This window comes from Paracoccus laeviglucosivorans (genome assembly GCF_900182695.1).
GTDB lineage: Bacteria > Pseudomonadota > Alphaproteobacteria > Rhodobacterales > Rhodobacteraceae > Paracoccus > Paracoccus laeviglucosivorans.
The window spans coordinates 25,269-35,040 of the sequence record NZ_FXTK01000028.1 but is presented as its reverse complement, the minus strand read 5'-3'; the positions used below and the strand labels follow the sequence as shown (position 1 = coordinate 35,040).

Genomic DNA, 9,772 nt, shown 5'->3' with positions numbered 1-9,772 from the left:
ATCAAGATGTCACTTGGTGGCCGCAGCCCGATCGAATACCGTAAAAGCCTCGGCCTTATACCGTAAAAACAGTCCAACATTTTGTCCGCACCCCCTCCGGCTCAGTTCTGGGTGGAAATCAACACCTTGCCGGCATCCAGTTCAGCTGTGGCCTCGTCAATGTCTTTTGCAAGCCATGCCTCATAGTCCGGGTCACCCGGCTGACCGGCCTCGGCTGAAGTGATCCAGCGCCGCTGTTTTTCCTGCTCGGTCCGCATGCCATTTGGCTCCTTCACCTCACCCAAAGATAGGACTTCGCAGCAGTTGACGCAACTCTGTGCTCAGGTATGACCGCCCATGGGTCGGAGGCCGGGCTGGCGCGGCCCGCTGCAAAGCGAGGACACGGGCCCGGCCGCAGACGACGCGCCTGTGCGGCGCTCGCCCCTTGATCCGACCGGACGGCGGATGCGAGGCGGACTTTATGTGATGGAAAAGTCTGCGGCGCCGGGGGTGAGCCGGGCCCCCTGCCCGGTCGATCCCCAGCGACGGCACTTGTCCGGCTTGGGCCGCGCCATTGGCGCGGGCCGCAGCATAAATGTGCAGGGCGGCAACCTAGGCAAGACGCGACCGGACTGTGCCAGCACCTCGAACGCCACCTGCGTCAGGGGGCTTTACCCTTCGGGCCAAGAGCAATGCCGCAGAGCGACCAGGACCGGCGGGTCAGAGGCGGGCTCGAAGAGACCGGAGCCGACCTGCCGCAGCCGGGAGCTTCGCGGCAATGGGCTTGCGTGAGGCCAATGCGCCGAGCTTGCGCCCGGTGCCGACCGCCGCGCGGGCGGCAGACGCCCTGGAGCCTGCGTCGGGCTCAAGCCCATGTCGACCTCTGGAACTCGGCATGTCAGCTCCCTGCGAAGGGGTTTTGGATACGCAGTCGTCCCTCCACGACCAACCCGTCCTGCATGTCTTCGGATATGAGCGCGTCACAGCCATTCACCAAGGCCGAAGCCACGATCATCGCGTCGTAAACCGACAGATTATACCTTTCGGCCAGTGCACGACCGACATCATGCACTGCTTCGGTGAGATCCACGACGGTCAGACATTCGCGCAGCAACCCCACGAAGTCGCGGATTTCGTCCCATCGCATACCGATCTTGCGGCGGCAGACGGTGGTGATCTCATTCAGCACCTGAACGCTGATCATTCCTCCAGCCGCCAGCACGTCGCGCGCAGCTATCATCTTTGGGCCATCATCCAGCAAATGAAGCAGGACATTGGTGTCGATTGCAGTTTTCACCGCGCGTTCGCCGCATCGCGGTCAAACCGAAACTCTCCTGGCAGACGACCGCGAAAACGATCAAGATCAGCCAGGATGTCGTCGGTCGAGCGCGGGCGCGCCACGGTCAACCGCCCGGGAGCCGCCTCGATCTGAACCTGATCCCCGGCCTGCAGACCCAGCTCGGCCACGAGCTTGGCGGGCAGCCGCACAGCGAGGGAGTTTCCCCATTTCGCAATTTGCATGTATGCCTCCATGATATCCGATGAGGATAAAGTATATCCATCGCGTCAGAAGGTAAAGCGCTGCAAATGCGCCACGCCAAATGCGGACAGAGTGCCTATCCAGTAAACACCGGTGGATTCCGTGGCCACGCGAGTAACGCCGCATGACTGGAACGAGTTGGCAAGGTCGTGCAAATCTTGGGTGAATGTCCCGAAGGCGCGCACCGGCATGTCGCTAGGTGGAAGGGTTGACCGCAGCCATGTGCATCGTCGAGCCGCCGCGGCAACTGCCATGACTGTGAATATGGTATTGCGGCTTAATGGCCTGACCCATGCTACGATTGACCGCGTGTCATTGTGTTGACGTGTCGACCGTCAAGTCGCCCCGGCAACGGGCGAGATGTGACCTTATAGGAGCCTGACGGGGACGCCCCCTCACAGTCCTGTCCCCTCGGATCGGTGCCCGGGCATGCTTCAAGCAATGAGGGCACCATGACGACCACACATCCAGTTATCATCGGTATCGACACCCATAAAGCAACCCATGTCGCCGTCGCCATTGATACGCAAGGCGCTCGGTTGGCCGCGCTGTCCATACCGGCAAATTCGAAAGGATATTTAGATTTGGAACGCTGGTCGCGATCTTATGGGGAGGTTCTGGCATTCGGAATTGAAGGAACTGGCTCGTATGGTGCTGGCCTCTCACGGTCTTTGCTTTCCCAAGGACACACGGTGGTCGAGGTCACGCGGCCAAACCGTCAGCTGCGATACACGCAGGGCAAGACAGACAGCCTGGACGCAGAGGGCGCCGCCAGATCCGTTCTTTCCGGGCAAGCAACGGCGCGCTCAAAGACGCAAACTGGATCATCAGAGATGATCAGACATCTGAAGATCGCGAGAGATACGGCCGTCAAATCGCGCTCGCAGGCGATGGTGACCCTGTCGTATCTGACGGGTGTCTTGCATTGCTTCTGGACAGGTGATCCCGCCCCATGGTCAGGAGCCGCGCAATCCTGCGTGCAGGTGGCGATTTCCAAGCTCCGTTAGGCACAGCTTGCTCGGCGCGGCGCTGACGTGTCGTCCATTCTCCAACGACCCGAAGACTGCCGCAGAAATGCTGTCGGTGACATGCTGGTAAAGATCGAATGCCATTCTGTCGGGCCTTTCCAATTTGGGTGCGGCGCCTGGGCCCGATGCCCTTCTGTCCGCTTGGGCCGAGGCCTTTCCGTCTGACGTCTGGATAACTCCGGTGTTTTCCGGAGGGCAGAGCGGGAAGGGCACAGCCTTGCCCGTGGCCGCAGGCCGGGCGGTCATGGGTCGGAGGCCGGGCTGGCGCGGCCCGCAGCAAAGCGAGGACACGGGCCCGGCCGCAGACGACGCGCCTGCGCGGCGCTTGCCCCTTGATCCGACCGGACGGCGGATGCGAGGCGGACCCGATGTGATGGAAAGTCTGCGGCACCGGGGTGAGCCGGGCCCCCTGCCCGGTCGAGCCCCGGTGACGGCCATAGCCCAGCTTGGGCCGCGCCCATGGCGCGGGTCGCAATGGTTGTCAAACGCCGCTGTTATGCGATCGAGCAGGCGCTGGAACGTTGTCACGGCAGGACACGCCGCTAGGAATTATTCTTTCGGGCGATAACTAGGCGGTATGCGATAGTTTTCTGAAGCGTGATGTAATTTTGCAGGGCAGTCTCCAGTTATAATGCATCCTCCGGCATTCCCCGGCGGTGTTATGGAGGACCCAGCATGGGTGCCGACCAAGAACGCGAAAATACTTCCCGGCAGGAAGACAATCAGCAGCAGCAACAGGACGACCTCACCAAACGCCCGCTCGGCGACGAAGAGGTGAGTGACCCCGGCGACAAGCTGAAAGAACGCGATCGTCAAATTGAGATCGAAAAGCAGCAGCGCGACCAGCGCGGCTGATTTACCGGCACTTAGCGCGGCAGATGCGCTACCCTTACCCCCCCTGAGTGCTGCACTTCCGAAAACGGCGCAACAAAGTGAGACCTTGCCGTCGACTGCTGGCGTGCGCTGTAAACCGGAAGCGAAAAACGGCGGGCTAAATCCGCCGTTTTCTCGAGCCATGAGGTGCCGTTGATGCGAACAGTCGCCCTGACAGACGCACTGACCGGAATTACCGACATCTTCCATAACCCGCCTTGGCATCTCGAAAGCCTGCTGGCCTACAAGCACTGGTGTATAGTTCGGCTGGTCAACTCTGATGGCGTCAGGCTCATGATCCCGACCACGGCGCGACGCGTCACATTGGATGAGCGCTTCGCCTTGTGGGTGCCAATTGTTTCCCCGTTAACCATGGGAAGTATCGAAAGCCTTGGACAGGGGCGAGCAGAAGAGGTTGAAATCGCGCCGCCGCTCGTTCCCGGACTGAATGAAGAACCGCAACCGTACCCGGTAAGGTTTCTTCGGCGGAACACACACGATGAAAGCTGAATGACACCAAGAGAGTTTATTCTCACTCAGCCATATGTCGCGCAGTTCCGTCTGACCTCGGCCGATCTGAACGAAGACCATGCACGCCGCATGTCGTCTTGATCTGGGCTGCGACGACAACCCCGCCGCCAATGTTCTGAACGAAGACAGTTTGTTATCGATCCATGACTCGCCCCGCAGGATATCCCATATTCTTGGATCCAATAAATTGCCGCGCACACGATGAGCAGCAACGACACAGGGGCTTTGATGACGCGCGGTGTCTCGAAGGTATTGTGGTTCACTTCCCGCGATCGTAGCCGGGCAGTGTCGCGGGAAGAGGTGCTTTCGTGAGGTGCCCCGTCCAGACATATCGCCGCTGTCCCACTGCATGTTGCGAGCTATCACGGTCCGGTTTGTAATTCTGTCAAAGAGCACTATATCGGGGAGGTGACGTTTCTCGCGCATCTGTCTCCTCCTAATCGATGGCTGCAGTCTGTTTCGTGTGACCAAGCCGGGTCGCCGCACCATGCGGGCGACAAATCAATATAGGAGCCTGACAATGACCAAAGGCACCGTGAAGTTTTTCAACGCACAAAAAGGTTTCGGGTTCATCGCACCGGAAGGCGGCGGTAACGACGTGTTCGTGCATGTCTCCGCTGTCGAGAGCGCTGGCTTGCAAAGCCTGAATGATGGACAGGAGGTCAGCTTCGAGGTCGAACGAGGCCGCGACGGCCGACAATCCGCGGTCAACCTCTCGATCGGCTAATTCCAGAATGCTCCGGTGTCCGCACCGGAGCTTTTTTATCGGAGCCACCTATGACCAACCCAAAAGACCTGTTTCGCGCGACGCCCGCTCCGCAGACGCCATGGGAGCGCACGAAAGCAGAGGCGCTGCATATACTGGACGAGGAAAATGGCCGACGCAGCGCATTGACGGCTGCCCTCAAGGAGGCGCGTCTGGCAAGGGATCAGGCCGAATTGCCGGCGGTGAAGCCTAATTTGAGATCACGTAGAAAATCGGCATCCAAGCCGGATTAGACCGCGCAGCCTGACTTCCCTGGTCTGAGCTGAAAGCCGTCCGGGTCGGGTGAACAGTTGCACGAAGCTTCACGATGTTTCGCCGTTGCAGATGAGGGTTGCCGCGCATTATCGGACGTTGCAGCCCTCAAATCTGACGAACTCTGCCTTCTCCCACGCTTCGAAACGTCCGGCATGTGTCCGCAGGAGTTCCCAGCTTTTACTGTTATCGGCGAACTGCTTAACCGCGTGTTGGAAGTCAGAATGCCCTTGGGCTGTATCGAGCCTGGGAACGGCGGAAAATCCGGAGGAGTTCAGCTCCGTATCCGCATTCTCGATGATGGGTAAAGTCGACATATCGCGCCTTTCTTGTGCATTGGGTGCCAGGTGATCGAAGGAGACACAGCAAAGTCTTCCCAAGGAGACGCTACATCCTGCGAGGAAATGGGCATACAAGGCCGCATCACTGCGGCACGCCAAGAACACGCAATCCTGCCGCCGTGAGCGCGGTCACGAACGTGGCGCGAGCATCTTCGGAGGAGCCGCGTCCCAAGGCGTAGTAAACGAGTGATCGCACGGCTGCCTTATACGTGGGGTCGGCGCGGTTACAGTGCAGAAACAGCATCCGGCCCAAACTTTTTGCGTCGCTGACGACGCGCATCTGGCCGCGAGAGTCCTCGAAGGCGACGGGTCGAATGGATTTTGCGTCAGTCACAAGATGAGACCATTCCAGACTTTGTTGGCCAGTCACCTGACCAGACAATGGCTTAGGTGCAGTCAAGTGCGAGCCGCTTGGGCGGATATCTTCCTTGGCCTGAGGCTCACGAAGCGCAAGCTCGCGAATTGCCTTCCGTGGCCCTGCACGTCGTCCCAAGGAAACAAACCGACATCACAGGACACCCTCGACGCCGCCACACTTGATTAGTCAGTATTTCGGCCCATTGCACAACCCCAGATCGGTCCGGTCTGATCTTTTGTCATCGACACGTCTGTGAAGAATCGAACGTGTGAGCCATGCAGGTGATTGCAAGATAGACAGCTTGCACCAGGATCTGGCCTCCTTGGTGCCGCGGTGCGGGGCCGATGCCCCTCGTCTGCTTGGGCCGAGGCCTTTCCGTCTGACGTCTGGAAAATCCCGGTATTTCCCCGGGGCAGAGCAGGAGGGGCACAGCCCTGCTCGTGGCCGCAGGCCGGGCGGTCATGGATCGGAGGCCGGGCTGGCGCGGCCCGCAGCAAAGCGAGGACACGGGCTCGGCCGCAGACGACGCGCCTGCGCGGCGCTCGCCCCTTGATCCGACCGGCCTGCGGATGCGAGGCGGACGACATGTAATCGCAAAAGACTGCGGCGCCTGGGTGAGCCGGGCCCCTGCCCGGTCGATCCACGGCTCCGGCATTTGCTGTGACACGGGAGGCGCAAGGCGCGGCTCTCTATGTTCGCGAAGTCCCGTGAACGCTGGTTGATGCTCACGCGGCAGAACAGGTATAGCTTGCTGTTGTTCATGTTATGTTCTAGTATGGGGCGAACGATGCCCAAGGAGTTCGTGATGGACGACGTGAGCTTTGCTCTGCCCGCCACTGCACGCCAGCTGGCCTATGCACAAGCGTTGGCCAGCCGGAACAACACATTCCTGCCCTGGTCGGTGCAACAGGATCGTCGGGCGCTCAGCGCCTGGATTGAGGCACAAGCCAAGGACGCGCCCAGCTTCGATCACCGGCCAAGTTCGAAACAGGTGGCTTTTGCCGAACGCATTGCCCAGGCCAAGCGGCGCAGCGTGCCGGATGAATGCTTCCGCGACCGGCAGCTGCTGTCGCGCTGGATTGACAGCAACCTCTGAGGGCGGCGGGCTTAGCCCGCGTAACCTTTGCGGCGCTTGGTGCGGGCTAGCTTCAACAATGCGCTGACCGCCTCACCCTCATCCAGATGGGCCTCGATCCTGCGCTGACCCCGCGCGCCGATGCGGCCCCATTCGCGGATCAGGCTAGCACCGCCGAACAAATCCCGCTCGACCGACATGCGGTAGTAACGCCGCATATTGCGCGCCGGGTCATGGCGCTGAAGCTGAAGCTCGCGCGGGAACATCTCGATCTGGGTGTCGGTCGGGGCGATGGCGGGTCCGGACATGGTCGGCACAGCTTAACCGCTGCGCGCGGCGCGGCAAGTAGGCGATGTGGATCTTGTCCACGGCTTTGCTTGACCGGGTGAACCGGACACCCCAACCTTTCTTCCAAAGCGGGGTGCGGGCCGATGCAGTTGGACCATGACAAGATCGATGATGCAGTGATGGCCTTGCTCTGCCTGACACTGCACGACCGCAACCGTGCCTGGAAAGGCTTCGACTGGACCGTGTTGGCGCGTCTGCACCGCAAGGGCTATATCACAAATCCGGTCAACCGGGCCAAGTCGGTGCAACTGACGCAGGCTGGCATGGACCGCGCCGAGGCGCTGTTTCAGACGATGTTCGTGATGGATGGGAATGATGATCCAGCTTGAGATCTTCCCGGATGGTGCCGAATTCGATCACGGTGAGTTCGGTGTCGAGGCATCACGTGAACTCGACGCGCTGCTGGACGCCCGTAATGAGGCTCAGATCTCGCCTGCGAAATATCTCTCCGCCTTGCGCGACATCGTATCGCGGCATCCGCTTTACATCGACGGCCATGCGCATCTGGGGGCCGCCCTGTCCGATCAAGGCCGACCGAAACTGGCACTCGCCGCTTGTCTGGCCGGGTATGAAATCGGCAGAGCGGTGATCCCGGAGGAGTACGCCGGTCCGATTGAATGGGTGTTTCTGAACAACCGCCCGTTTCTACGCGCTGCGCAGGGCAGCGCGCTCTGTTATGCCGCGCTCGGGAAGTTCGCCGAGGCCGTCGCGATCATGGCGCAGATGTTGCGGTGGAATCCCGACGACCATCAGGGTGTGCGTTTCGCCATCGGCTCGTATTATCTGCGCTGCAAGCAACCCGGTCTGGCGCGGGAGATTTTTACCGCTCATGCCAGTGCCTATCCGCCCTATCACTATGAACTCGCATTGCTGGAGTTCTCGGAAGGCAATGTCACCGCTGCCGCCAGCAGCCTGCAGCGCGGATTTGCCAGCAATCTTTATATTGCCGAGATCCTCAGCGGGAACCCCGACCCTGCCCCGCTGCCGCTGTGGCACGGTCGTAACTTCGCCGCCACCATGCTGGCACGGGAATATACCAGAATGGCGGCGCCCCTGTGGCAACGCACGCCCGAGGCGCTGGCCTTCCTGCGCTGGCTGTTCAATCAGCCCACAGTCCTACGCCACCGGGCCGAGATAATTTCTCTTCGGGAGCAGCTGGCGTGGGAAGACGAGGTCGGGCAGCGCAAAATACTGCTCGACCAGCTGGGCGCTGTGACCGACGAGATCAATGACGGCCTTTCCAAAGCGATGGTTCGTCGTCGGGTCCATCCGCGGCATGGCGCCATCTGGCCGTGGCAACTGCGGCTGTGGTGACGAGGGCAGGCATGCACGAAAGCTCTGGCATTATTCCTATAGCCACACTTTCATCGTGCTCTCTCGCTAGCCAAATGCATCTCCCCAAGTTGACGCGATTACGCTTGATATTCAAATCAAATTTCTATAGATAATGATGAGAATACTGAGGATATTCGGATCATGCCGTGGATATGGCAAAGCAGCGCATGGCCAAATTTTTGGTATGACGCCCAAGAAGTTGCGTCTGATCTGGCCAGCGCCAGCCAGGCGATAGGCGAAATCACCGGAATGCAGGCGGGCCTGAGCGCGTCAGAGCGCGAGGAGCTGCAACTGCGGCGGATCGTGCAGGAAGCCCTTGGTTCCTTTGGCATCGAAGGCGTGACGCTTGACCGTACCCAGTTGGAGGTGTCCGTCGTAGCATCGTTGCTGCACCGGGAGAGAAATGCGTTCGACAGGCGCTCCGACGCCATTGCAACGCTTTTGCTGCGCGCACGCGATCATCATGACCCTGTGTCGGCGGAGACGCTCTGCGAATGGCATCGGCTGCTGTTCTTCCGCATGGAAGTCGATGATCCCGGCCGGTGGCGCCAGAGCGATATCGAAATCGTCCGCTCGGCTGTTGCAGGAACGCACGAGGTTCTTTTCAAGGCCCCTCCTCCGGAACGGCTCAACCAGGAGATGAGCCGACTTCTCGCGTGGATGGCGACAGAGCATGTCATGCCCGTCAGCATCAAGGCGGCTATCGCACATTTGTGGTTCGAGACCATCCACCCATTCGCGGATGGCAATGGTCGGATTGGCCGAGCGCTGATCGATAATGTCTTTGCTCAGCAAAATGCCCTGCCCTTTTCACTGTCCCGGCAGATCGAGATGGAAAAGCGCGCCTATTACGAGGCCCTTCAAGCAGGTCGGCATGAGGACGGTGATCGAATCGACGCAACAGCCTTTGTAACCTGGTTCCTCCAGTGCCTATGCCGCGCGGCCCAAGTGGCGCGGCAGGAGGCTCAGTTCCTTTTGGCCCGGAACGCATTCTTTATCCGGCACAGTGCCGCAATGTCGCAACGGCAAGAAGCTGTCATGCGCAAGATTTTTGAAGCGGGTCCGAAGCGGGTTGCTGAAGGTATCAGCGCAAGGAGCTACGCACGGATTTCCGGCGCATCCGGTCCGACTGCAACGCGGGATCTGAATGCGTTGGTGGCCATAGGGGTGCTGAGCCGCTCGGAGGCAGGCGGACGTTCCACAGCCTACACAATCCGACTGTGATCGCCCAAGTCACCCAGCCTCATAACTGAATTTGCACCGGCTTTTTTTCGGATCTTCGGGCGTGGGACGACACAAGACAGAATGTTCCCATTGGCAAGCCCCGGGTTTCTCAGACGCCTTCA

The 9,772-nt window shown here is 60.1% G+C and carries 13 protein-coding genes; 9 read left to right on the top strand and 4 right to left on the bottom strand.

Annotated elements, in window-relative coordinates:
* Positions 1–101: 101 nt before the first annotated feature.
* The 3 genes from FN835_RS21340 to FN835_RS19005 all read right to left on the bottom strand — a co-directional run bounded on the left by FN835_RS21340 (position 102) and on the right by FN835_RS19005 (position 1,500).
* Entirely contained in the window at positions 102–257 is a 156-nt protein-coding gene (locus tag FN835_RS21340) for a hypothetical protein (RefSeq protein WP_185958753.1), read from the bottom strand.
* 620 nt (positions 258–877) lie between these two features.
* Positions 878–1,276, bottom strand: coding sequence for a PIN domain-containing protein (locus tag FN835_RS19010; protein WP_281285424.1), 399 nt, complete (start codon positions 1,274–1,276; stop codon positions 878–880).
* Complete coding sequence (locus FN835_RS19005) at positions 1,273–1,500, bottom strand: AbrB/MazE/SpoVT family DNA-binding domain-containing protein (protein ID WP_142664818.1); 228 nt, start codon at positions 1,498–1,500, stop codon at positions 1,273–1,275. Before FN835_RS19005 ends, FN835_RS19010 begins: the two co-directional genes overlap by 4 nt.
* A 471-nt stretch (positions 1,501–1,971) precedes the next feature.
* Between FN835_RS19005 and FN835_RS18995 the strand changes: the two genes are divergently transcribed.
* The 6 genes from FN835_RS18995 (at position 1,972) to FN835_RS18960 (ending at position 6,764) form a co-directional block, all read left to right on the top strand.
* A complete protein-coding gene (locus tag FN835_RS18995; protein ID WP_246098811.1) occupies positions 1,972–2,526 on the top strand; it encodes an IS110 family transposase in 555 nt (184 codons plus the stop codon).
* Between the two features lie 696 nt (positions 2,527–3,222).
* The gene (locus FN835_RS18985; protein WP_142664816.1) at positions 3,223–3,402 is read left to right on the top strand and encodes a hypothetical protein; all 180 of its coding nucleotides are present in this window, start codon (positions 3,223–3,225) and stop codon (positions 3,400–3,402) included.
* A 174-nt stretch (positions 3,403–3,576) separates the two neighbouring features.
* Positions 3,577–3,930 (top strand): hypothetical protein, encoded by a 354-nt coding sequence (locus FN835_RS18980; protein WP_185958752.1) that lies wholly within the window; start codon positions 3,577–3,579, stop codon positions 3,928–3,930.
* Between the two features lie 541 nt (positions 3,931–4,471).
* Positions 4,472–4,678 carry a cold-shock protein gene (locus FN835_RS18975; RefSeq protein WP_142664814.1) on the top strand — a complete coding sequence of 69 codons (207 nt, stop codon included), beginning with the start codon at positions 4,472–4,474 and terminating at the stop codon, positions 4,676–4,678.
* A gap of 50 nt (positions 4,679–4,728) precedes the next feature.
* A complete protein-coding gene (locus FN835_RS18970; protein ID WP_142664813.1) occupies positions 4,729–4,950 on the top strand; it encodes a hypothetical protein in 222 nt (73 codons plus the stop codon).
* A 1,523-nt stretch (positions 4,951–6,473) separates the two neighbouring features.
* On the top strand, positions 6,474–6,764 hold the full coding sequence (locus FN835_RS18960) for a hypothetical protein (protein WP_142664811.1): 291 nt from the start codon (positions 6,474–6,476) through the stop codon (positions 6,762–6,764).
* A gap of 11 nt (positions 6,765–6,775) precedes the next feature.
* On the opposite strand, the gene FN835_RS18955 is transcribed toward FN835_RS18960, so the two are convergent.
* Entirely contained in the window at positions 6,776–7,051 is a 276-nt protein-coding gene (locus FN835_RS18955; RefSeq protein WP_142664810.1) for a WGR domain-containing protein, read from the bottom strand.
* A gap of 123 nt (positions 7,052–7,174) precedes the next feature.
* Between FN835_RS18955 and FN835_RS18950 the strand changes: the two genes are divergently transcribed.
* The 3 genes from FN835_RS18950 to FN835_RS18940 all read left to right on the top strand — a co-directional run bounded on the left by FN835_RS18950 (position 7,175) and on the right by FN835_RS18940 (position 9,650).
* Complete coding sequence (locus FN835_RS18950; protein ID WP_142664809.1) at positions 7,175–7,420, top strand: DUF6429 family protein; 246 nt, start codon at positions 7,175–7,177, stop codon at positions 7,418–7,420.
* Positions 7,407–8,405: a tetratricopeptide repeat protein gene (locus tag FN835_RS18945; protein WP_142664808.1), complete on the top strand. Its 999-nt coding sequence runs from the start codon at positions 7,407–7,409 to the stop codon at positions 8,403–8,405. Before FN835_RS18950 ends, FN835_RS18945 begins: the two co-directional genes overlap by 14 nt.
* Before the next feature lie 162 nt (positions 8,406–8,567).
* Positions 8,568–9,650, top strand: a complete 1,083-nt coding sequence (locus FN835_RS18940) for a Fic family protein (RefSeq protein ID WP_142664807.1) — start codon at positions 8,568–8,570, stop codon at positions 9,648–9,650.
* The last annotated feature ends 122 nt before the right edge of the window (positions 9,651–9,772 follow it).

What these genes read in the sequence shown, in the direction of transcription:
- FN835_RS19005 (WP_142664818.1), bottom strand. Translation starts at nt 1,500, where the DNA reads ATGCAAATTGCGAAATGGGGAAACTCCCTCGCTGTGCGGCTGCCCGCC.
- FN835_RS18945 (WP_142664808.1), top strand. Translation starts at nt 7,407, where the DNA reads ATGATCCAGCTTGAGATCTTCCCGGATGGTGCCGAATTCGATCACGGT.
- FN835_RS18940 (WP_142664807.1), top strand. Translation starts at nt 8,568, where the DNA reads ATGCCGTGGATATGGCAAAGCAGCGCATGGCCAAATTTTTGGTATGAC.
- FN835_RS18975 (WP_142664814.1), top strand. Translation starts at nt 4,472, where the DNA reads ATGACCAAAGGCACCGTGAAGTTTTTCAACGCACAAAAAGGTTTCGGG.
- FN835_RS18980 (WP_185958752.1), top strand. Translation starts at nt 3,577, where the DNA reads ATGCGAACAGTCGCCCTGACAGACGCACTGACCGGAATTACCGACATC.
- FN835_RS18960 (WP_142664811.1), top strand. Translation starts at nt 6,474, where the DNA reads ATGGACGACGTGAGCTTTGCTCTGCCCGCCACTGCACGCCAGCTGGCC.
- FN835_RS21340 (WP_185958753.1), bottom strand. Translation starts at nt 257, where the DNA reads ATGCGGACCGAGCAGGAAAAACAGCGGCGCTGGATCACTTCAGCCGAG.
- FN835_RS18955 (WP_142664810.1), bottom strand. Translation starts at nt 7,051, where the DNA reads ATGTCCGGACCCGCCATCGCCCCGACCGACACCCAGATCGAGATGTTC.
- FN835_RS18970 (WP_142664813.1), top strand. Translation starts at nt 4,729, where the DNA reads ATGACCAACCCAAAAGACCTGTTTCGCGCGACGCCCGCTCCGCAGACG.
- FN835_RS18985 (WP_142664816.1), top strand. Translation starts at nt 3,223, where the DNA reads ATGGGTGCCGACCAAGAACGCGAAAATACTTCCCGGCAGGAAGACAAT.
- FN835_RS18950 (WP_142664809.1), top strand. Translation starts at nt 7,175, where the DNA reads ATGCAGTTGGACCATGACAAGATCGATGATGCAGTGATGGCCTTGCTC.
- FN835_RS18995 (WP_246098811.1), top strand. Translation starts at nt 1,972, where the DNA reads ATGACGACCACACATCCAGTTATCATCGGTATCGACACCCATAAAGCA.